Below are 20,936 nucleotides of genomic sequence, written 5' to 3'. Positions count from 1 at the left end.
CGGGTGCGGGCCAGGGATCGGCCCAGCTCCGTCTCGCGGTATCGACGAGCGCCGAAGTTCACCTATGCTGGCGGCCGTGACTCATCGATCTCTCGCGGCGGCGGTGACGGCCGTGGTCGGCCTGGTCGCGGTCGCCGGCTGCGCGCCGGAGGACAATCCCGCACCCGCCCCGCCCAACGTCGCGTGCACGCCGGGCAGCCTGCCCACCAAGGTCGCCGGGCAGCTCACCGTCGGCACCGACGACCCGGCGTACGCGCCCTGGTTCGTCGACAACAAGCCGGAGAACGGGCAGGGCTTCGAGTCCGCCGTCGCGTACGCGGTGGCCGACAAGCTCGGCTACGGCAAGGACAGGGTGACCTGGACCCGGGTGAAGTTCGACAACGCCATCGCCCCCGGTCCGAAGGCGTTCGACTTCGACATCAACCAGTTCTCCATCACCGAGGAACGCAAGCAGGCGGTCGAGTTCTCGGCGCCCTACTACCTGGTCCGGCAGGCCGTCGTCACGCTGAAGTCGTCGAAGATCGCGGGGGCGAAGTCGCTGGCCCAGCTGCGCGGCGCCAAGCTCGGCGCGCAGGTGGGGACCACCAGCTACCAGGCCATCACCAACGTGATCAAGCCGACCGGGAAACCCCAGGTCTACAACAGCAACGACGACGCGAAGAAGGCCCTGCAGAACGGCCAGCTCGACGGGATCGTCGTCGACCTGCCCACCGCCTTCCACATCACCGGCTCCGAACTCAAGGACGCCGCCATCGTCGGACAGCTTCCGCAGGTCGGCGCGCCCGAGGCGTTCGGGCTGTTGATGGACAAGAGTTCCACCCTGACCGGCTGTGTCAGCAAGGCGATCGGCGAGCTGCGCGACGCCGGTACGCTCGGCCAGTTGGAGCAGCAGTGGCTGGCCCGGACCGCGGGCGCCGCCGAGCTGAGGTGACCCTGCCCGACCACGTCCCGTCGCCGGTGGCCCGGGCCCGAGCGGACCGGTGCTCCGACCGCGGCTCAGCGGGCGAAGCCGACCGGACCGCTCACCGGGCGGTCGGCCGTGCGGATCGCCAGCGCGGCCTCCAGCGCCGCGATCGTGGCCGACCAGCCCTTGTCCTCGGCCGAGTCCGGGAACCCGGCCCGGTCCCGGGCCTGCTCGATGCTGTCGACGGTGAGCACCCCGTGGGCCACCGGCTTGCCGGTGTCCAGGGCGACCCTGGTCAACCCGTCGGTGACCGACCGGCAGACGTAGTCGAAGTGGGCGGTGGCGCCACGGACCACGACGCCGAGGGCGACCACCACGTCGCACCGACGGGCCAACGCCTGCGCGACCACCGGCAACTCCACCGATCCGGCGACCCGGGCCACCACGACGTCCGCCGCGTTGCAGGCGCGAGCCGCCTCGACCGCCCGCTCGGTCATGTGGTCGGTGAGGTCGCCGTGCCAGCGGGCCGCCACCACCCCGACGCGCAGGCCGGCCGCCTCGACCGGAGTCGCGCCCGGTTCCCCGAAACCTGCCATGACTCAGACCCCGATCTCTCGCTCGGCCCGCGCCGCAGCGCCGTTCGACCCGCCACCGTTCGACCCGCCACCGTTCGGGCCGGTCACGGTGGCTGCCGTACCGGCGGGGTCGGCGGCGGTACCGTCGACAATGTCGTCCAACTGGTCCAGCAGGTGACCCATCCGGTCCCGCTTGGTCCGCAGGTAACGCAGGTTCTCCGGGTGCGGCAGCACCGGCGTCGGCTCCCGGCCGACGATGGTCAGGCCGTACCCCTCCAGGCCGGCCCGCTTGGCCGGATTGTTGGTCAGCAGCCGCATGGTGCGGACGCCCAGGTCGTAGAGGATCTGCGCGCCGGTGCCGTAGTCCCGGGCGTCGGCCGGCAGGCCGAGGTCGAGGTTGGCGTCCACAGTGTCCCGGCCGAGATCCTGCAGCTGGTACGCCTGCAGCTTGTGCAGCAGGCCGATGCCCCGTCCCTCGTGTCCGCGCATGTAGAGGACCACGCCGCGGCCCTCCTGCGCGACCCGGTCCAGCGAGGCGTGCAGTTGGGGCCCGCAGTCACAGCGGTGCGAGGCGAACACGTCGCCGGTGAGGCACTCCGAGTGCACCCGGACCAGGACGTCCCGGCCGTCGCCGAGGTCACCGTAGACCAGCGCGATGTGCTCGGCCGGGTCGTACTCCGCCCGGTAGCCGACCGCCCGGAAGGTGCCGAACCGGGTGGGCAGCCGCACCTCGGCACCGCGCTCGATCTGGGTCTCGGTGCGCCGCCGGTGGGCGATCAGGTCGGCGATGGTGACCAGGGTGAGCCCGTGCTCGGCGCAGAACGGCTCCAGATCGGGCATCCGCATCATGGTGCCGTCGTCGTTGACCAGTTCGCAGAGCACCCCGGCCGGCCGCAGCCCGGCGAGCCGCAGCAGGTCGATCGTCGCCTCGGTGTGACCCGGCCGGCGCAGCACCCCGCCCGCCTTCGCCCGCAGCGGCACCACGTGCCCGGGCCGGGACAGGTCCGCCGGGACGGTCGCCGGATCGGCCAACAGCCGGACCGTACGGGCCCGGTCCGCCGCCGAGATCCCCGTGCTGATGCCCGTCCGGGCGTCGACGGTCACCGTGTACGCGGTCCGGCGCGGGTCCTGGTTGGTGTGGTACATCGGCGGCAGGTCGAGGCGGTCGCAGTCCTGCTCGGTCAGCGGCGCGCAGATGTAGCCGGAGGTGTGTCGGACCATGAAGGCCAGCAGCTCGGGGGTGGCCAGTTCGGCCGCGAAGATCAGGTCGCCCTCGTTCTCCCGGTCCTCGTCGTCGACGACCACGACCGGTCGTCCGGCGGCGAGGTCCGCGATCGCCTGATCGATCGATGTTCCGGGGGTCGTCATGCTGTTGCCTCCGCGTAGCCGGTGCGCATCCGGGCGTTGCTCCGCTGGAACGCCCGTGAGGTGCGTACCCAGCTGAGGAAACCCCAAGCGCAGAAGAAGCCGTAGACGGCGTACATCGCCGCCGACGGGTAGAAACCGCCGCCGAGCAGCAGCGGCACGCCGACGGCGTCGACGGCGATCCAGACGAGCCAGAACTCCACGTACCCGCGGGCCATGCCGTAGGTGGCGAGCAGGCTGCCGACCAGGATCCAGGCGTCCGGCAGCGGACCCCAGGAGCCCAGGGCCGCGAGGGCCGGATAGGCCACCGCCATCCCGACCAGCACGGCCACGGCCAGCAGCAGCCGTTCCCGGCCGGTGGCCCACCGGGGCACCACCGCGCCGTGGTCCGGTGCCAGGTCCCGCCGGCGGGTGACCGACCAGCGCCACCAGCCGTACGCGCTGACCACGAAGAAGAAGACCTGCCGTCCCGCCTGGCCGTAGAGGTCCACCGCCTGCGGGGTGGCGAACGCCCCGCCCAGGAAGACGGTCAGCAGCAGGGCGTTGCCGACCATGCCGACCGGCCAGGCCCAGAGCACCCGGCGCATGCCCAGCAGCGCCGAGCCGAGTCCGAAGACGTTGCCGACGATCTCCCGCCAGAGCACCGGCGAGCCGGCGATCTCCAGCCGGGCGTCGAGCAACCAACGCAGGAAGGTCATCACTCCGTCCTCCGGCCGAGCAGCCGCTCGACGTACTTGGCGATCACGTCCACCTCCAGGTTGACCGGGTCACCGACCCGCTTGTGCCCGAGCGTGGTGAGTTTGAGCGTGGTCGGGATCAGGCCGACCGAGAAGCCGTCGTCGGTCACCGCCGTCACGGTCAGCGACACCCCGTCGACGGTGATCGAGCCCTTCTCCACCAGGTACCGGGCGAGCCCGGCCGGCGCCGAGAACCGGACCGTCTCCCACTGCGGCGCCGGTTCCCGGTCGACGATCGTGCCGACGCCGTCCACGTGCCCCTGGACCAGGTGCCCGCCCAGCCGGCTGCCCAGGGTGGCCGCCCGCTCCAGGTTGACCGGGTCGCCGGGGCGCAGCGCGCCCAGCGACGAGCGGTGCAGCGTCTCCCCCATCACGTCGGCGGTGAAGACACCGTCGGCCACCTCGACGACGGTCAGGCACACCCCGTTGACCGCGATCGAGTCGCCGTGCCGGGCGTCGGCGGTGACCACCGGACCGCGTACGGCCAGCAGGGCCGAGTCGCCTCCGGTGTCGGTCCGCCGCACGACCTCGCCGAGTTCCTCCACGATTCCGGTGAACATCTGCTCAGCCCTCTCTCTTCCTGGGCAACGCGGTGATCCGCAGGTCGGGGCCGACCCGCCTGACGTCGACGTACTCGAGATCGATGACCTCGGCGATGGTCCGCGGCCCGGCGTCGACCAGCGCCGCCGGGCCCGCGCCGAGCAGCTTGGGTGCCAGGTAGCCGACCACCTTGTCGACCAGGCCGGCGGCGAAGAACGCGCCGGCCAGGGTCGGACCGCCCTCCAGCAGCGCGGCCCGCACGCCGCGCCGGTACAGCGCCGACAGCAGGGCGGTCAGGTCGACCCGGCCGTCCGGACCGGCGCCGACCTCCGCGGCGGTGGCGACCCAGGTGGGTGCGGCGGCGTCCCGGACCCGGGCGCCCGCCGGGGTACGTCCCGAGCTGTCCACCACCACCCGCAGCGGCTGCCGGATGGCCAGGCTGCCGTCGCGCAGGTTCCGGACGGTCAACCGGGGGTCGTCGGCCAGCACGGTGCCCACCCCGGCCAGCACCGCGTCGACGGTGCCGCGCAGCGCGTGCACGTCGGTCCGGGCCGCCTCGGAGGTGATCCACATGCTGGTGCCGTCGGCCGCCGCCAGGCGCCCGTCCAGCGTGGCGGCGTACTTCCAGATCACGTACGGCAGGTCGCGCCGGACGGCGGTGAGCCAGGCGATGTTGCCGGCCTCGGCCTCGGCGGCGCGGACCCCCGTGCGCACGTCGATCCCGGCGGCGCGCAGCGTCTCGATCCCGCCGGTGGCGACCGGGTCCGGGTCGTTGACGGCGAGCACCACCCGCGCGACGCCGGCACGGATCAGCGCGGCCGTGCAGGGGCCGGTGCGGCCGGTGTGGTCGCACGGTTCGAGGGTGACGACGGCGGTGCCGCCGCGGGCCCGCTCACCGGCCTGGGCCAGGGCGACGATCTCCGCGTGCGGGCCGCCGGCGTACGCGTGGAAGCCCTCCCCCACGAGCGCGCCGTCCCGGTCCAGCAGGACACAGCCGACGACCGGATTGGGGCTGGTGGTGCCGAGGCCCCGGGCGGCCAGGGTGATGGCGCGGCGCATCGCGTCGTCGACGGACATGTTCGCCATGCCGACCGTGCTCCCCTCGCTCGCCGTCGGGCGCGCGGGCGGGGCGGGGGCAGGGTGGCGGAATCCGGGGACGGCGGAGCCGACCCCGACGGCGGTCCGGTCGGCGCGCAGGGCACGCCGGGGACCGCGTCCATTCCGCGCGCTGTCTCCCATCCGGACTGTCTGAGCGCGGGTGGAGCCCGCCCTCAACCGTCGGCCCCGGAATCACACCGGGTCCACCGTTCGGCACTGCTGCCGACCGGGTCGCGGGCTGACCGCGGACATGCCGCGGATCACCGCCGGTTCGGAATTTCACCGAGTCCCGCCAGCGCGTGGTGGGTACCTTCGCAGTCTTACACGTTCCGGCGCCCTGATCGCCACTTGGGCGACCTAGGTCACAAGATCCGGTTGATCACACCTCGCCACGACGACGGTCGATGGCCACGTACGACCCGGGCTGACTCTTGGCGACGGTCTTCATCTCCGAGGCGACCGCGATCACCTCGAGCGGGTCGGTGAACCGCCGGTCGGCGTTCGACTGGGCCACCCCGATGGAGAGGGTGACCAGGGCAGCCTTGCGGACGTTGCCCCGCCGGTCCTTCAGCTCGACGTAGCCGCGCGCCCGGTCCTGCGGGTCGTACAGCTCGTCGGCGGTCTTCTCGAAGTCGACCACCGCGCGTTCGGTGAGCGGCAGCACCTGTTCCGGGGCGCAGACGATCACGAAGTCGTCGCCGCCGATGTGGCCGAGGAAGGCCGGCGGCAGGCCGGCCGAGACCACCGCCCGGTTGAGGCAGCGGGCCAGCGCGCTGATGAACTCGTCGCCGCGGACGAAACCGTACCGGTCGTTGACGCTCTTGAAGCGGTCGATGTCGATGTAGCCGACGGCGTAGTCGAGGCCGCCGCGGACCCGGTCGCTGATCTCCCGGCGGACCCGGCTGTTGCCGGGCAGCCCGGTCAGCGGGGAGACCTCGCGGAACTCCTTGTTGCGCCGCAGCGTGGAACTCACCCGGGCGATCAACTCGGCGGTGTCGAACGGCTTGACCAGGTAGTCGTCGGCGCCCGCGGTGAGGCCGAGGACCTTGTCCGCGGTCATTCCCCGGGCGGTCAGCATGATCACCGGCAGGGCGGTGGTCATCGGGTCGGCGCGCAACCGCCGGGTCAGCTCGATGCCGTCGATCCGGGGCATCATCAGGTCCACCACGGCCAGGTCGGGCCGCTCGCGTTGGATCTGCTCCAGCGCCTCCTGACCGTCCCGGGCGTGCATCACCTCGAAGCCGTGCAGGCGCAGGTTGAACTCGACGAACCGGGCGATGTCCTCGTCGTCGTCGACGACCAGGATCAGGTCGGGCCGGTCCGCCCCCGGGTCGACGCTCACGCCGTCACCTCGCCGGGCCCGGCGACACCGCCGAGCCCTCCGGTCCGCCCGCACGCTCCGTTCACGTCGACCGGCCCGCCCGCTCGGCGAGCCCGCGCAGCCGACGTACCGCCTCGGCCGGGTCCTCGGCGCCGTAGACGGCGGTGCCCGCGACGAAGGCGTCCGCCCCGGCCGCGGCCGCCTGCTCGATGGTGTCGGCGGCGATCCCGCCGTCCACCTCGATGCGTAACTCCAGATGTCCGGCGGCGACGTGCCGGCGGGCGGTGCGCACCTTGTCGAGCAGCTCCGGGATGAACCGCTGGCCGCCGAAGCCGGCCTTGATCGTCATGATCAGCAGGGTGTCGAAGCTGGGCAGCAGGTCCAGGTACGGCTCGATCGGGGTGTCCCGGTCGATCGCCAGCCCGGCCTTGGCGCCGGCCGAACGCAGGTCCTTGGCCAAGGCGACCGGGTTGTCACAGGCCTCGGCGTGGAAGGTCACGTTGTAGGCGCCGGCGTCCGCGTAGGCGGGAGCCCAGCGGCGCGGTTCGGTGATCATCAGGTGGACGTCGAACGGCAGCGACGACACCGCGAGCAGACTCTGCACGACCGGCAGCCCGATGGTCAGGTTGGGCACGAAGTGGTTGTCCATCACGTCGACGTGCAGCCAGTCCGCCGACGGCTGCACCGCCCGGACCTCGTCGGCCAGGTGGGCGAAGTCGGCGGCCAGGATGCTGGGCGCCACGATCGGTGCGGTCACGGCGCCAGTGTACGAACGCCGTCGAGGCCGGCGGCAGCCACCACCGTGCCCGGATGGCGGTTTATCGACCAACCGTCCCCGTCCGTGACACTGAGTGAGCCGAAAGGCACAGATGGGCACTTGTGGGCGCATCCCGACCCACGAGTAACATTTGCCCACCACCGATGGCCGGCGGAGGCCGTAGGTTGGTGGCGCACGGCGGCCGATTCGCGGGGAGGCGGACGAGATGCGACGGTGGCGGGCCGGGATGGCCGCCTGCGCGGCGGTGACGTTGGTGCTGACCGGCTGTGCCGACCGGCCGACCGAAGTGGACGGAGACCTGACGAACGGATGGGCCGCCCTCACCGAGCCGACGGCCTTCGTACCGGTGGCCGGCGTGTGCCACCTGCGGGTGCGCGAGGTGGCGGTCAGCGCCTACCGGATCGTCGACTGCGCCCAGCAGCACCGGGCCGAGACCGTGCACGTCGGCGCCTTCACCGGCAAGACCGCGAAGGCGCCGATGCCGCCGGTGGTCGGGTCGGCCGGCTTCGGCACGGCCCGGGCGGAGTGCGAGCGCAGGGCCAACGACCTGCTCGGCGCCGACTGGCGCACCGGCCGGCTGGCGCTGTCCGTGCTGGTGCCGCAGGCGGAGGCGTGGGCCGGCGGGGCGCGCTGGTTCCGCTGCGACCTGAGCGAGGTGGAGAGCCTGGACAACGACAAGCCGGTGCCCCGCGCCGGCTCGCTGCGCGGTGCGCTGACGGCGGGTTCGCCCCTGGCGTACGGCTGCTTCAACCCGAAGTTGATCAAGGACGACATCAACTTCATGGACCCGATCTCCTGCGACAAGCCGCACCACGCCGAGTTCGCCGGCCTCTACCTCGCCCCGGACACGCCGCTGGCGGCGTTCGTGAAGGACGCGGCCGCCGCGCACCGGTCCTGCATGCGGGTCATCGCCCGGTACGCCGGCCTGCCGGACAACCCGGAACTCGGCTTCCGGGTCGGCTCGATCTTCTACCACCCGGACGAGCAGGGCTGGCTCGCCGGCAACCGGGGCGTGCAGTGCTTCCTCTGGGTCGACGACCGCACCCTGACCCGGTCGATGAAGGGCGCCGGTCCGAGCGCCCTGCCGGTGACCTGACCCGACCTGCCCCAGCCGGCCCGCCCGCAGCCGGCCCGCCCGGAGCCGGCCCGCCCGGAGCCGGCCCGTCTCGGCCGACCCGGCGGGTCAGGACGGTTCGCGGCGCAGCACCGCGAGGAACATCGCGTCGGTGCCGTGCCGGTGCGGCCAGAGTTGGACCGTGGGTCCGTCACCCAGCCCGGGCATGCCGGCCGGCAGCAGGCCCCGCGCGTCGACGAAGTCGACCGGTACGCCGCTGCGGCGGGCCGCCTCGGTGACCGTCACGTGCGTCTCCACCATGTGCGGCGAGCAGGTCACGTAGCCGACCAGTCCGCCGGGCCGCACCGCCCGCAGGGCGGCGCCGAGCAGTTCCCGCTGCAGCCGGGTCAACGGCGGCAGGTCCGACGGTTGCCGGCGCCACCGTGACTCGGGCCGGCGGCGCAGCGAACCGAGCCCCGAGCACGGCGCGTCGACCAGGACCCGGTCGAATCCCGCCGCCGGCAGTTCGGATTCCGCGCCGACCGACCGGCCGTCCATGGTGAGCACGGTGACCGGCAGACCACGGACCGCCTGCTCGACCAGCCGGGCCCGGTGCTCGGCCACCTCCACCGCGGTGAGGGTCGCGCCGCGCTGCGCGGCGATCGCGCCGAGCAGCCCGGCCTTGCCGCCCGGCCCCGCGCACAGGTCGAGCCAGCGGCTGTCCGGCCCGTCCAGCGGCGCGCCGGCCAGCGCCTCGGCCACCAGTTGGGAACCCTCGTCCTGGACGTGCGCGCGCCCCTGCGCCAGCGCCGGCAACTCACCCGGCGAGCCGCCGGGCAGATACACCGCGTACGGCGAGAAGGCCCCCGGCGCGCCGCCGACCTCGTCGGCCAACGCCACCGCGTCGGCCCGACCCGGCCGGGCGCACAGGTGCACCGGCGGCCGTTCGTTGTCCTCGATCAGCAGGCGGGTGGTCTCGGCCAGGTCACCGCCGAGCGCCTCGGCGAACGCCCGGACGATCCACTGTGGATGACTGTGGGTCAGTGCCAGGTGGCCGATCGGGTCCGTCTCGTAGGCCGGGGCCAGCTCGGTGGTCCAGGCCTCGACGTCCCGGCCGCTGATCTCGCGCAGCACCGCGTTGGCGAACCCGACCGCGCCCGGGGCGACCGCGCGCACCAGCTCGACGGTGGAGGAGACCGCCGCGTGCGCCGGCACCCGGGTGTGCAACAGCTGGTACGCGCCGAGCCGCAACGCGTCCCGGGCCGGCGGGTCGATCCGGTCGACCTCCCGGCCGGCCGCCGCGGCGACGATCGCGTCCAGGGTGCCCCGCACCCGCAGGGTGCCGTAGGTCAGCTCGGTGGCGAACGCCGCGTCCCGACCGTGCAGCCCGCGTTCCCGCAGCATGGTGGGCAGCACCAGGTTGGCGTACGCGTCGTCCCGGTGCACGGCCGTGACCGCGTCGTACGCCGCCCAGCGGGCCGGGTCGACCGGCGCGCCGCCGGAGCGGGCCGGTCGGCGGTCCCGGCCAGCCCCGGCCGTCGGCCGGCCGCCCCGCCGCTCGCCGCCCCCGGTCACGCGGACACTCCGCCGGCGGCGGATCGCCGGCCGGCTCGCCGCGGGCTCACCCGAACACCTCGTCCGCGCCGACCCGGACACCGCGCGCCCAGTCGCTCGCCGGCATGGCCCGCTTGCCCGCCGCGCGTACCTCGCCCAACTCGACCGGGGTGGTGGCCGTGCCGGCCAGCACCCGGGACCGCTCGACCAGCAGTCCGCCGGGCGGCAGGGTGGGACCGTTGGCGACCGGGCGCACCGGTCCGAGCTTGACCCGGTCGCCGCGGAAGGTGGTCCAGGCGCCCGGGGCCGGGGTGCAGGCGCGGATCCGCCGGTCCACCGCGAACGCCGGGTCGCTCCAGCGGACCTGACCGTCCTCGACGGTCAGCTTCGGCGCGAGGGACACGCCGTCGGCCGGCTGCGGCTCGGCAAGCGCGGAGCCGGCCTCGATCGCGTCCAACACCGCCACCAGCAGGCCGGCGCCGGAGTCGGCGAGCCGGCCGAGCAGGTCACCGGCGGTGTCGGTGGGTCGGACCTCGTCGGTGACGGTGCCGAACACCGGCCCGGTGTCCAGGCCCTCCTCGAGCTGGAACACGCTCGCGCCGGTCACCTCGTCACCGTGCAGCACGGCGTGCTGGACCGGGGCGGCGCCGCGCCACGCGGGCAGCAGCGAGAAGTGCAGGTTGATCCAACCGTGGGCGGGAACGGCCAGTGCCGCGGGCGGCACCAGGGCACCGTAGGCCACCACCGGGACGCAGTCCGGCGCGATCTCGGCCAGCCGGGCGAGGAAGTCGGGCTCGCGCGGGCGACGCGGGGTCAGCACCTCGACGCCGCGTTCGTCGGCCCAGGCGCCGACCGGTGACCGGGACAGCCCTCGGCCCCGGCCAGCCGGCGCGTCCGGGCGGGTCACCACGGCGACCAGTTCGTGTCCGGACGCGGCGATGGCGTCCAGGGCGGGCACCGCCACGGCCGGCGTACCGGCGAATACCAGGCGCACCCCGTCACCGACCCAGACCGAAGGGGTTACCGGCGCCGTGCGGGCTGACCTTGACCACCGGCGGCGCGGCCCGGTCGTACCAGTCGGCCTGCCGGATGGCTTTCATCGCCTCCTTGCGCCCGGCCGGGTCCAGCCGGTCGAGGAAGAGCACCCCGTCGAGGTGGTCGGTCTCGTGCTGCACGCAGCGGGCCATCAGCCCGGTGCCGACGATCTGCATCGGGTCGCCGTACGAGTTGAAGCCCTTGGCGACGACGTTGAGCCGGCGCTTGGTGTCGAAGTAGAGGCCGGGGATGGACAGGCAACCCTCCGGACCGTCCTGTTCCTCCTCGTCCGGGAACTCCAGCACCGGGTTGACCAGATGCCCGAGCACGTCGTCCACGTCGAAGGCGAACACCCGCAGGCCGACGCCGAGCTGCGGCGCGGCCAGGCCGGCGCCGTTCTGCTCCCGCATGGTGTCGGTCAGGTCGGCCACCAGCTTGCGCAGCTCGGCGTCGAAGTCGACCACCGACTCGGCCGGCGTGCGCAGCACCGGGTCGCCGAACAGACGGATGGGCTGAACGGTCACGCGAGGTGGCTCCTTGTCGACGGGTGGCACGCCGGGGCGGGCGGCACGATGCCGTACCAGTCTACGGAGTGCCGCCGGGTCGACCGCCGCCGGTCAGCCGGCCGCACACCGGGTGGATCGGCCTCAGAGCAGGTCGAGCGGGTCGACCTGGACGCGTACCGGCTGGGCGGCCTTGCGGGCGGTGCGTACCCCGGCCGCGTCGTGCAGCGCGCGGGCCAGCGCGGCCGCCCCGGACCGGGCGACCCGCAGCAACATCCGCTCCTGGCCCTCGGCCGCCGGGACCGGCCCGAGCACCTCGACACCCGCCGGCAGCCGGACCACCGCGAGCAGGTCGGCCACCGCCTCCGGGGTGCCGGTCAGGCTGGCCATCCGGACCGCCGGCGGGAAGCCGAGTTCCCGCCGCTCGGTCAGTTCCCGGTCGGCGAACCAGGCCGGGTCCCAGCGCAGCAACGCCTGCACGGTGGCCAGCCCGCCGTCGGCGACCACCACCACCCGGCCGCCGTCGCCGGCCGGCCGGGCCAGCGCGGCCGCGGCCAGCCACCGGCGCAGTGCCTCCTCGCTGGCCCGCAGGTCGGCCCGGGTGAGCAGGGCCCAGGTGTCCAGCAACAGGACCGCGCCGTAGCCACCGACGGCGACCGGCTCCGCGCCGGGCGTGGCGACCACCACGGACGCGCCACCGGGCACCTCGGCGAGGACCTCCTCCCGCCCGGAGGTCCGCACCGGCACTCCGGGGAAGGCCCGGCCGAGTTCCTCCGCGGTCCGCCGGGCACCGGTCACCGCGGCGCGCAGCCGCCGTCCGCCGCACTCGGGACAGGCGTACGCGGCGTCGACCCGGCCGCACCAGTGGCAGGCGGGCAGGGCCCGGGCCGAACGCAGCGCGAGCGGCCCGGCGCAGTGCGCGCACCGGGCCGGCGCGCGGCAGTCGGCGCAGGACACCGAGGGCAGGTAGCCGCGCCGGGGCACCTGCACCAGCACCGGCGCGTCGGCCTTGAGCGCGGCCCGGGCCGCCTCCCAGGCGAGGCTGGGCAGCCGGGCGGTCGCGGCGGCCGGGTCCCGGGCCAGTTGCGGGTCGTCGCCGGTCGGCAACACCTTCGGGGTACGCGCCCGCAGCGTCTCCCGGGTGGCCACGACCTCCTTCGCCCAGCCGGTCTCGACCAGCAGCTGGGCCTCGCCGGAGCGGGCGTACCCGCCGACCAGGGCTGCGGCGCCGGCCAGCTGGGCCCGGGTGAGCAGCACGTCCCGGGCGTGCGGGTAGGGCGCCCGCGGCTCGGCGTGCAGGTCGTCGCCGTCGTCCCAGACGGCGACCAGACCGAGCCGGTCGACCGGGGCGAAGCCGGCGGCCCGGGTGCCGATCACCACGGGCACCGCGCCACGCCGGGCGGCGAGGAAGGCCCGGTAGCGCTTGGCCGGACCGAGCGCCGCGGACAGCACGACGTGACCGCCGGCACCGGAGAGCGCGGTCAGCGCGGCGTCCAGCCGGTCCAGGTCCCGGGCATCGGGTACGACGGCCACCGCGCCCCGGCCGGACCGGGCGGTGGCGGTCAACGCCTCGGCGAACCGGGCCGGCCAGTTCTCACCGGCCAACGCCGACCACACCGCCCGGGGCGACCGTCCACCGGCGAGCGCCCGCAGGTAGGCCGGGCCGGTGGGGTAGGCGGCCCAGCCGGCCGCGAGATCGTCGACGGCCGGCCCACCGGCGGCCGGCGAGGCCGACCCCCTGGCCGGCGCCGGCCCGGCACCGCTGGTTGACGCCGGCTCGGCACCGCTGGCCCGCGCCGGCTCGGCACCGCCCGTCGACGCCGGCCCGGCGCCGCCGGTCGGGGCCGGCTGCGGCTTTTCGCTCGGGACGGTTTCCCGCTCGACCCGGGCGTGGCGGGGCGGCACGGCCAGCCGCAGCACGTCGGCGAGGTTGCCCGCGTACCGGTCGGCCACCGCCCGGGCCAACCGGGCGATCTCCGGGCTCAGCACCGGTTCCGGGGAGACCAGCCGGTCCAGGTAGGCCAGCCGTCCGCCGTGCTCGGAGGACGGCACCCGCTCCAGCAGCCAGCCGCCGACGAGTTGACCGGCGAACCGGACCTTCACCCGGGTGCCGGGCCGCGCGTCGTCGGCCAGTTCGGCCGGGACGAGATAGTCGAACGGCCGGTCGAGGTGGGCCAGCGGCACGTCCACGCAGACGCGAGCGACCGGCAGCCCTGGTGCGGGCTGCCGGTCGCTGCGCTTGCCGCTGGTCAGGCTCCCGCTGCCGACTTGAGGTCGGCGGCGCGGTCGGTGTTCTCCCAGGTCAGGTCCGGCAACTCCCGGCCGAAATGCCCGTACGCCGCGGTCTGCCGATAGATCGGCCGCAACAGATCCAGATCCCGGATGATCGCCGCCGGCCGCAGGTCGAACACCTCACCGATCGCCTTCTCGATCCGATCCACCGGCACGTTCTCCGTGCCGAACGTCTCCACGAACAGGCTGACCGGGTGCGCCTTACCGATCGCGTAGGCGACCTGCGTCTCGCACCGCTCCGCCAGACCCGCCGCCACCACGTTCTTCGCCACCCACCGCATCGCGTACGCCGCCGACCGGTCCACCTTCGACGGATCCTTACCCGAGAACGCCCCACCACCATGCCGGGCGTACCCGCCATAGGTATCCACAATGATCTTCCGACCCGTCAGACCCGCGTCCCCCATCGGACCACCGATCTCGAACCGACCCGTCGGATTCACCAACAACCGGTAGCCCTCGGTGTCCAGGCCCAGCCCCTCCACCTCCGGAGCGATCACATGCTCCCGCACATCCGGAGTGAGCAACGACTCCAACGAAATGTCCGCCGCATGCTGACTCGACACCACCACCGTGTCCAACCGCACCGGCCGCAAACCGTCGTATTCGATGGTGACCTGCGTCTTACCGTCCGGCCGCAGATACGGAACCGAACCGTCCTTGCGCACCGCCGACAACCGGGCCGACAACCGATGTGCCAACGCGATCGGCAACGGCATCAACTCCGGCGTCTCCGAGCAGGCGAAGCCGAACATCATCCCCTGGTCACCCGCGCCCTGCGCGTCCAGGGCGCTCTCCGACGAGCCGCTGCGCAGCTCCAGGGCGCTGTCCACGCCCTGCGCGATGTCCGCCGACTGCGATCCGATCGACACGCTGACCCCGCAGGAGGCGCCGTCGAAGCCCTTCTTCGACGAGTCGTACCCAATTCCCAGGATCGTCTCCCGGACGATGGTCGGGATGTCCGCGTACGCGTTGGTCGTCACCTCACCGGCCACGTGCACCTGACCGGTAGTGATCAACGTCTCGACCGCGACCCGGCTGCGCGGATCCTCCGACAGCAGCGCGTCGAGAATCCCGTCGCTGATCTGGTCGGCGATCTTGTCCGGGTGGCCTTCCGTGACCGACTCGGAAGTGAAAAGGCGGCGTGCCACGGTGCTCCTCAGCGTCTCGAAAAGGTAATTGCAGGCAGCTTAATACTGCTGCCGGGTGATTCGACCGTAGGCCACCGGGGGCCCGGCAGTCAGGAAATGTCCATCAAGCGGATCGCCACCAGGTCCCAGACCGCGTCGGCGAGGTCCTCCTTGGGCTGCTCGGCCAGGACCGTCACCGAGCCGTCGGCGCCGAGCACGGTGGCCGCGTTGGCGTCCGCGCCGAAGGTCTTGTCCGGGCCGACCTCGTTGATCACGATCAGGTCGGCCTTCTTCCGGGCGAGCTTGGCCCGGCCGTTGGCCACCGCGTCGCCGGTCTCGGCGGCGAAGGCGACCAGCAGTTGACCGGGTCGGCGCCGTTCGCCCAGTTCGGCGGCGATGTCCGGGTTGGTGACCAGCTCGATGGTCGGCGCCGGCTCCCGCTCGGATTTCTTGATCTTGTGCGGAGCGTAGGTCGCCGGGCGGAAGTCGGCGGGCGCCGCCGCCATCACCACCGCGTCGGCCGATTCCGCCGCCGCCAGCGTCGCCGTCCGCAACTCCTCCGTGGTGCCGACCCGGACCAGGTCCACCCCCGCCGGATCGGCCAGCGACACGTTGGCGGCGATCAGGGTCACCCGGGCACCGCGGGCCGCCGCGGTACGGGCGAAGGCGTACCCCTGTTTGCCGGACGAGCGGTTGCCGAGGAACCGGACCGGGTCCAGCGGCTCCCGGGTGCCGCCGGCGGTGACCACCACGTGCCGGCCGGCCAGGTCCGGCGTCACCGGCCCGCCCCGGGCCAGCACCCGGCGGGCGATGGCGAAGATCTCGGCCGGGTCGGGCAGCCGCCCCTTGCCGGTGTCCGCGCCGGTCAGTCGCCCGCTGGCCGGCTCGATGACGAGGACGCCGCGGCGGCGCAGGGTGGCGACGTTGTCGACGGTGGCCGGGTGCTCCCACATCTCGGTGTGCATCGCCGGGGCCAGCACGACCGGGCAGCGGGCCGTCAGCAGGGCGTTGGTGAGCAGGTCGTCGGCGAGGCCGTGGGCCGCCCGGGCGAGCAGGTCGGCGGTCGCCGGCGCGACCACGACGAGGTCGGCCTGCTGGCCGAGGCGGACGTGCGGCACCTCCTGCACATCCGCCCAGACCTCGTCGGCGACGGGTTGCCCGGAGAGCGCGGCCCAGGTGGGCGCGCCCACGAAGCGGAGCGCGGCGGCGGTCGGCACCACCCGCACGGAGTGACCCGACTCGGTGAACAGCCGGAGCAGTTCACAGGCCTTGTAGGCGGCGATGCCGCCGCCCACCCCCAGGATGACCCGCTTGCTGACGATCGGCACGCGGGGAGGGCTTACGGCTGGTCGGTCGGCTCGGCGGTGAGCAGGCCGGCGTTGATCTCCCGCATGGCGATCGAGAGCGGCTTCTCCTGCGGCGTGGTCTCCACCAGCGGTCCGACGTATTCCAGGAGGCCCTCACCGAGCTGGCTGTAGTAGGCGTTGACCTGCCGGGCGCGCTTGGCGGCGAAGATCACCAGCGCGTACTTCGACGTGGTCTTTTCCAGCAGCTCGTCGATCGGCGGGTTGGTGATGCCTTCGGGGTTGGCGATGGATCCCACGAGAAGAAAACCTCTGCGTCTCTCAACCGCTGGCACGCGGTTGGGCTGGAGTCAGAAAGGAATAACCGAGCAAGCCTACCAGTTCATCGGCGGCGCGCTCGACGTAGTCGTTGACGACAGTGATGTCGAATTCCTGCTCGGCCGCCAACTCCTCGTCGGCGTGCACCAGCCGACGACGGATGGTCTCCTCGTCGTCGGTGCCGCGACCGATCAGGCGGCGCTTGAGCTCCTCGACGCTCGGTGGCGCGAGGAACACCAGTTGAGCTTCCGGCATCGCGCCGCGTACCTGCCGGGCGCCCTGAAGATCGATCTTCAGGAGCACCGGTTGCCCGCGCCGCAGGTGGGCCTCCACCGGCCCGCGCGGCGTGCCGTAGAGGTTGCCCGCGAACTCGGCCCACTCCAGCAACTGGCCGGCGGCGATCATCCGCTCGAACTCGGGGCGGTCGACGAAGAAGTAGTGGACGCCGTCGACCTCGTAGTCCCGCATCTTGCGGGTGGTCACCGAGACCGACAGCCAGACCCAGGGTGAGCGCGCCCGGATCAACTCGATCACGCTGTCCTTGCCGACCCCGGAAGGGCCGGACAGGACGGTCAGCCGAGCTGCCGGGCGCGCCCCGTCATCCATGCTCACTGCTTGTTTCTACACGGTGCTGCGAATCAGTTCGCAGCGAACTCCCCAAGCAGTGCCTTGCGCTGCTGCTCGCCGAGGCCACGAAGGCGACGGCTGTCAGCGATCTTGAGCTTCTCCATGATCTGAGTCGCCCGGATCTTGCCGATACCCGGCATCGCCTGCAGCACGGCCGAGACCTTCAGCTTGCCGACGACGTCGTCCGATTCCGCCCGGTCCAGGACGGCGGCGAGGGTGGTCTTACCCTGCTTGAGCTGCTCCTTCAGCTCAGCGCGGGCTTTGCGGATCTCCGCGGCCTTCAGCAGCGCGGCCGTGCGCTGCTCGGGGCTCAGTGACGGGAGCGGCACCAGTTCTCCTCAGGTCCCTATTGCGGCGGGCGGGACGCGCCGCCGCAGCTGTGAAACTTGGTGTGGCTGTGAACCAAGGGGTATTTGGTTCCCAGCGCCGGGAAAACTAGCGTTCTACGGAGCTTTCGGCAACGTGGGCACGCGATGATCACGGGAAAGTGACCGAGCGGTCACTCAGTCGGTGGCGGCGAGCGCGGCCCGGCAGTCGGCCAGTACGCGGTCGGCGGCGTCCCGTAGACCGGACGCGGTGGGGCCCGCGCCGAGCACCTCGCGGGAGTACGACGGCAGCACCGCGGCGAGCGCTCCGCCGAAGACGGCGCGGAGATCGGCGGCGCTGCCACCCTGCGCGCCGAGCCCCGGGGCGAGCAGCGGACCACCCACCCGGGACAGGTCGTGGCCGGTCTCCCCGACCGTCGCGCCGACCACCAGACCGAAGCTGCCGAGCGGTTGCGCACCCGCGTTGAGCTGCGCAATCTCGTCGATCACGGTCTGTGCGACCGTGCGGCCGTCCGCGCCGCGCGCGTGCTGGACGCTCGATCCCTCGGGGTTGGAGGTGAGCGCCAGGACGAAGACGCCGCCGCCGTGCGTCGCCGCCGTCTCGAACATCGGCGCGAGCGATCCGACACCGAGGAAGGGACTCGCGGTGATCGCGTCGACATACATCGGGCTGGATGGGTCGAGGTACGCGGAGGCGTACGCGGCCACCGTCGAACCAATGTCGCCACGCTTCACGTCAAGCAAGACAAGCGCTCCAGCGGAATGTAACTGTCGGATAGTTGACTCAAGCACGCCCACACCGTGGGCGCCGAAACGCTCGAAAAAGGCGGACTGGGGCTTGACCACCGCAACTCGGTCACCGAGCGCCTCGACCACGGTGTCGCAGAACCGGGTCAGGCCGGTCACGTCGTCCGGCAGCCCCCACCGGGCCAGCAGGCCGGGATGCGGGTCGATCCCGACACAGAGCGGCCCGCGCCGCGCCGTCGCGCGGTGCAGCCGGGTCCCGAAGCTCTCCATGGGCGTCTCCATCTCTCCGAGGTCGCGGGCCGGCCCGCGACCTTCAGCTCCTGTCCCCCGGGCCGGTCCCGGGCCGCCGGCCGCCGCGCCCGCGGCTCAGCCGGCCGCGACGGCAGCCGCGACGGCGGTGGTTATCCGCGTCACGTCGTCGTCGGCCGTCAGGTACGGCGGCATCGTGTAGACCAGGTCCCGGAACGGCCGCAGCCACACGCCGTGCTCGACGGCGGCGGCCGTGGCGGTCGGCAGGTCCACCTCGTGGTCGAGCTGCACCACGCCGATGGCGCCGAGCACCCGGACGTCGGCGACCCCGGGTGCGCCCCGCAGCGGGGCCAGGCCGGCGCGCAGGCCGGTCGCCACCCGGGACACCTCGGCCGCCCAGTTCCCGGCCCGCAGCAACCCGATGGAGGCGTTGGCAACCGCACAGGCCAGCGGGTTGCCCATGAAGGTGGGGCCGTGCGCCAGCACCCCCGTGGCGGAGATGCCCCGGGTCACCTCGGGCGTGCACAGGGTCGCCGCGAGCGACAGGTAGCCGCCGGTGAGCGCCTTGCCGACGCACATCACGTCCGGCGTGACGCCGGCGTGTTCGGCGGCGAACAGCGTCCCGGTCCGGCCGAACCCGGTGGCGATCTCGTCGAAGACGAGCAGCACCCCGCACTCCCGGGTGACCTCGCGCAGCACCCGCAGGTAGTGCGGGTTGTGGAAGCGCATGCCACCGGCGCCCTGGACCACCGGCTCGACGATCACGGCGGCCAGTTCGCCGGCGTGCCGGCGCACCGCGTCGGTCAGCTCCGCCTCGTACGCCGGGTCGACCGGCGCGTCGAAGCCGGCCGGCGGTTCGGCGGTGAAAACCTGCCGGGGCAGCACGTCCGTCCACAGGTGGTGCATCCCGCCGACCGGGTCGCAGACGCTCATCGGATGGAAGGTGTCCCCGTGGTAGCCGCCCCGCCAGGTGGCCAGCCGGTGCCGCTGCGGGCGGCCCCGGCCGCGTTGGTACTGCAGGCACATCTTGACCGCGACCTCGACGCTGACCGAGCCGGAGTCGCACAGGAAGACGTGTTCCAGCCCGTCCGGGGCGAGCTCGACCAGGTCACGGGCGAGGCGGGTGGCCGGCTCGTTGGTGAGCCCGCCGAACATGACGTGACTCATCCGACCGAGCTGGTCGGTGACCGCCGCGTCCAGCACCGGATGTCGGTAGCCGTGGATCGCCGCCCACCACGACGACATGCCGTCCACCAGCTCCCGGCCGTCGGCCAGCCGCAGTCGTACCCCGGCGGCGGACTCCACCAGGTACGGCGGCGTGGCCGGCGGCAGCGGGGCGTACGGGTGCCAGACGTGCGCCCGGTCGGCGGCGAGGACCTCCTCGGGCGTCACCGGGCCGCCCGCCGGGCGATCGCGCGGACCAGACCCGGCCCCCGGTAGACGAACCCGGTGTAGAGCTGGACCAGGCTCGCGCCGGCGTCGAACAGCGCGTCCGCGTCGGCCGGGTCGAGAATGCCGCCCACCCCGATCACCGGCAGTCGCCCGCCGGTCTCCCGGTGGACGAACGCGACCACCTCGCGGGCCCGGGCGGTCAGCGGCCGGCCGGACAGGCCGCCGGCCTCGGCCGCCCGGGCGCCGTCCGAGGTGGACAGCCCGGACCGGCCGAGGGTGGTGTTGGTGGCGATCACTCCGGCGGCGCCCCGGTCCAGGCAGACCTCCAGCAGCTCGGCGACGGCCTGGTCGGTCAGGTCCGGGGCGATCTTCACCAGGATCGGCCGTTCGCCGACCAGCGTGTCGAGCAGCGCGGTCAGGTGCTCCCGGTCCTGCAGGGTACGCAGCCCCGGCGTGTTGGGCGAGGAGACGTTCACCGCGAAGTAGTCGCCGTACGGGTGCAGCGCCCGGTAGGAGGCGAGGTAGTCGTCCACCGCGTCGGCCAGTTCGGTGACCTTCGACTTGCCGAGCGAGATGCCCAGCGGTACGCCGAGCGGACGGCGGGCGGCGGCCAGCCGGGCGGCGAGCGCCTCGGCGCCGGCGTTGTTGAAACCCATCCGGTTGATCACGGCTTGGCTCGCCGGCAGCCGGAACAACCGGGGCCGGGGGTTACCCGGCTGCGGGTGCGCGGTGACGGTGCCCACCTCGACGAAGCCGAAGCCCAGCGCCGGCCAGGCGGGCAGCGCCACCCCGTTCTTGTCCATCCCGGCGGCCAGCCCCACCGGGTTGGGGAAGTCCACCCCGAACACCCGTCGCGGCGCCGCCACCGCGTACCGTCGCCGCAGGGCCGCGAGCGCGAGCGACGAGCGCGACACCCCGGCCAGCCGCCGCAACGTCCACTCGTGCGCCGTCTCCGCGTCACCGCCCCCGATCCGGAACAGCCCGGACCGGACGACCCCCTCGAACGCCCCCACGCCTACTCCCCGCCGTTCCGGACCGCAACGATCGTGCGGTCGTCGACACCGCGACCGGCGCGCGGCGCCCCGCG

General features: G+C 73.4%; 20 protein-coding genes, 1 pseudogene and 1 riboswitch. Of the genes and pseudogenes, 2 read left to right on the top strand and 19 right to left on the bottom strand.

The features are described from left to right. Nucleotides 1–64: 64 nt before the first annotated feature. Nucleotides 65–931 (top strand): ABC transporter substrate-binding protein, encoded by an 867-nt coding sequence (locus ACFOX0_RS09125; protein ID WP_377543478.1) that lies wholly within the window; start codon nt 65–67, stop codon nt 929–931. Nucleotides 932–996: 65 nt separating this feature from the next. Here ACFOX0_RS09125 and ribH read toward each other — a convergent pair whose 3' ends face one another. The 7 genes and pseudogenes from ribH to rpe all read right to left on the bottom strand — a co-directional run bounded on the left by ribH (nt 997) and on the right by rpe (nt 7,297). Next, a complete protein-coding gene (gene ribH, locus ACFOX0_RS09120) occupies nt 997–1,500 on the bottom strand; it encodes a 6,7-dimethyl-8-ribityllumazine synthase (RefSeq protein ID WP_377543476.1) in 504 nt (167 codons plus the stop codon). Between the two features lie 138 nt (nt 1,501–1,638). Then, a pseudogene (locus tag ACFOX0_RS09115) lies at nt 1,639–2,847 on the bottom strand (bifunctional 3,4-dihydroxy-2-butanone-4-phosphate synthase/GTP cyclohydrolase II); the annotation flags it as partial. Beyond that, entirely contained in the window at nt 2,844–3,542 is a 699-nt protein-coding gene (gene pnuC / locus ACFOX0_RS09110; RefSeq protein ID WP_377543473.1) for a nicotinamide riboside transporter PnuC, read from the bottom strand. The pseudogene ACFOX0_RS09115 and the gene pnuC, both read right to left, overlap by 4 nt. Further along, on the bottom strand, nt 3,542–4,141 hold the full coding sequence (locus ACFOX0_RS09105; protein WP_377543470.1) for a riboflavin synthase: 600 nt from the start codon (nt 4,139–4,141) through the stop codon (nt 3,542–3,544). The genes pnuC and ACFOX0_RS09105 overlap by 1 nt, the downstream gene beginning before the upstream one ends. Before the next feature lie 4 nt (nt 4,142–4,145). Further along, complete coding sequence (ribD, locus tag ACFOX0_RS09100; protein ID WP_377543467.1) at nt 4,146–5,207, bottom strand: bifunctional diaminohydroxyphosphoribosylaminopyrimidine deaminase/5-amino-6-(5-phosphoribosylamino)uracil reductase RibD; 1,062 nt, start codon at nt 5,205–5,207, stop codon at nt 4,146–4,148. Nucleotides 5,208–5,344: 137 nt separating this feature from the next. Then, a riboswitch (FMN riboswitch) is annotated at nt 5,345–5,520 on the bottom strand. Between the two features lie 78 nt (nt 5,521–5,598). Then, complete coding sequence (locus ACFOX0_RS09095) at nt 5,599–6,561, bottom strand: GGDEF domain-containing response regulator (RefSeq protein ID WP_377543465.1); 963 nt, start codon at nt 6,559–6,561, stop codon at nt 5,599–5,601. A gap of 61 nt (nt 6,562–6,622) precedes the next feature. Beyond that, entirely contained in the window at nt 6,623–7,297 is a 675-nt protein-coding gene (rpe, locus tag ACFOX0_RS09090) for a ribulose-phosphate 3-epimerase (RefSeq protein ID WP_377543462.1), read from the bottom strand. A 226-nt stretch (nt 7,298–7,523) separates the two neighbouring features. Between rpe and ACFOX0_RS09085 the strand changes: the two genes are divergently transcribed. Further along, entirely contained in the window at nt 7,524–8,414 is an 891-nt protein-coding gene (locus ACFOX0_RS09085) for a septum formation family protein (RefSeq protein WP_377543460.1), read from the top strand. Nucleotides 8,415–8,501: 87 nt separating this feature from the next. Here the strand turns inward: ACFOX0_RS09085 and ACFOX0_RS09080 are convergent, their stop codons facing one another. From ACFOX0_RS09080 to ACFOX0_RS09025, 12 genes are all read right to left on the bottom strand, one after another. Further along, nucleotides 8,502–9,971, bottom strand: coding sequence for an RsmB/NOP family class I SAM-dependent RNA methyltransferase (locus tag ACFOX0_RS09080; RefSeq protein ID WP_377543591.1), 1,470 nt, complete (start codon nt 9,969–9,971; stop codon nt 8,502–8,504). 22 nt (nt 9,972–9,993) lie between these two features. Beyond that, the gene (gene fmt, locus ACFOX0_RS09075; protein ID WP_377543457.1) at nt 9,994–10,920 is read right to left on the bottom strand and encodes a methionyl-tRNA formyltransferase; all 927 of its coding nucleotides are present in this window, start codon (nt 10,918–10,920) and stop codon (nt 9,994–9,996) included. Between the two features lie 4 nt (nt 10,921–10,924). After that, a complete protein-coding gene (gene def / locus ACFOX0_RS09070) occupies nt 10,925–11,485 on the bottom strand; it encodes a peptide deformylase (protein ID WP_377543455.1) in 561 nt (186 codons plus the stop codon). A 123-nt stretch (nt 11,486–11,608) separates the two neighbouring features. Next, complete coding sequence (locus ACFOX0_RS09065; protein ID WP_377543453.1) at nt 11,609–13,654, bottom strand: primosomal protein N'; 2,046 nt, start codon at nt 13,652–13,654, stop codon at nt 11,609–11,611. 59 nt (nt 13,655–13,713) lie between these two features. After that, a complete protein-coding gene (gene metK, locus ACFOX0_RS09060) occupies nt 13,714–14,907 on the bottom strand; it encodes a methionine adenosyltransferase (protein WP_377543451.1) in 1,194 nt (397 codons plus the stop codon). Nucleotides 14,908–14,996: 89 nt separating this feature from the next. Then, nucleotides 14,997–16,208 carry a bifunctional phosphopantothenoylcysteine decarboxylase/phosphopantothenate--cysteine ligase CoaBC gene (gene coaBC, locus ACFOX0_RS09055; protein ID WP_377543588.1) on the bottom strand — a complete coding sequence of 404 codons (1,212 nt, stop codon included), beginning with the start codon at nt 16,206–16,208 and terminating at the stop codon, nt 14,997–14,999. Nucleotides 16,209–16,225: 17 nt separating this feature from the next. After that, the gene (gene rpoZ / locus ACFOX0_RS09050; RefSeq protein WP_007075826.1) at nt 16,226–16,489 is read right to left on the bottom strand and encodes a DNA-directed RNA polymerase subunit omega; all 264 of its coding nucleotides are present in this window, start codon (nt 16,487–16,489) and stop codon (nt 16,226–16,228) included. 22 nt (nt 16,490–16,511) lie between these two features. After that, nucleotides 16,512–17,114: a guanylate kinase gene (gene gmk / locus ACFOX0_RS09045; RefSeq protein ID WP_377543449.1), complete on the bottom strand. Its 603-nt coding sequence runs from the start codon at nt 17,112–17,114 to the stop codon at nt 16,512–16,514. 32 nt (nt 17,115–17,146) lie between these two features. Then, nucleotides 17,147–17,464, bottom strand: coding sequence for an integration host factor, actinobacterial type (gene mihF, locus ACFOX0_RS09040; RefSeq protein WP_377543447.1), 318 nt, complete (start codon nt 17,462–17,464; stop codon nt 17,147–17,149). Between the two features lie 174 nt (nt 17,465–17,638). Beyond that, nucleotides 17,639–18,478: an orotidine-5'-phosphate decarboxylase gene (gene pyrF, locus ACFOX0_RS09035; RefSeq protein WP_377543445.1), complete on the bottom strand. Its 840-nt coding sequence runs from the start codon at nt 18,476–18,478 to the stop codon at nt 17,639–17,641. A 96-nt stretch (nt 18,479–18,574) separates the two neighbouring features. Then, entirely contained in the window at nt 18,575–19,849 is a 1,275-nt protein-coding gene (locus ACFOX0_RS09030) for an adenosylmethionine--8-amino-7-oxononanoate transaminase (RefSeq protein ID WP_377543443.1), read from the bottom strand. Further along, on the bottom strand, nt 19,846–20,862 hold the full coding sequence (locus tag ACFOX0_RS09025; RefSeq protein ID WP_377543441.1) for a quinone-dependent dihydroorotate dehydrogenase: 1,017 nt from the start codon (nt 20,860–20,862) through the stop codon (nt 19,846–19,848). Before ACFOX0_RS09025 ends, ACFOX0_RS09030 begins: the two co-directional genes overlap by 4 nt. Nucleotides 20,863–20,936: the final 74 nt, after the last annotated feature.

The organism is Micromonospora zhanjiangensis, assembly GCF_042650605.1.
Classification (GTDB): Bacteria; Actinomycetota; Actinomycetes; order Mycobacteriales; family Micromonosporaceae; genus Micromonospora_J; species Micromonospora_J zhanjiangensis.
This window is presented reverse-complemented; position numbering and strand designations above follow the sequence as displayed.

Coding starts and splice junctions, on each gene's coding strand:
- ACFOX0_RS09125 (WP_377543478.1), top strand. CDS start 65: ATGCTGGCGGCCGTGACTCATCGATCTCTCGCGGCGGCGGTGACGGCC.
- ribH (WP_377543476.1), bottom strand. CDS start 1,500: ATGGCAGGTTTCGGGGAACCGGGCGCGACTCCGGTCGAGGCGGCCGGC.
- pnuC (WP_377543473.1), bottom strand. CDS start 3,542: ATGACCTTCCTGCGTTGGTTGCTCGACGCCCGGCTGGAGATCGCCGGC.
- ACFOX0_RS09105 (WP_377543470.1), bottom strand. CDS start 4,141: ATGTTCACCGGAATCGTGGAGGAACTCGGCGAGGTCGTGCGGCGGACC.
- ribD (WP_377543467.1), bottom strand. CDS start 5,207: ATGGCGAACATGTCCGTCGACGACGCGATGCGCCGCGCCATCACCCTG.
- ACFOX0_RS09085 (WP_377543460.1), top strand. CDS start 7,524: ATGCGACGGTGGCGGGCCGGGATGGCCGCCTGCGCGGCGGTGACGTTG.
- gmk (WP_377543449.1), bottom strand. CDS start 17,114: ATGGATGACGGGGCGCGCCCGGCAGCTCGGCTGACCGTCCTGTCCGGC.
- pyrF (WP_377543445.1), bottom strand. CDS start 18,478: ATGGAGAGCTTCGGGACCCGGCTGCACCGCGCGACGGCGCGGCGCGGG.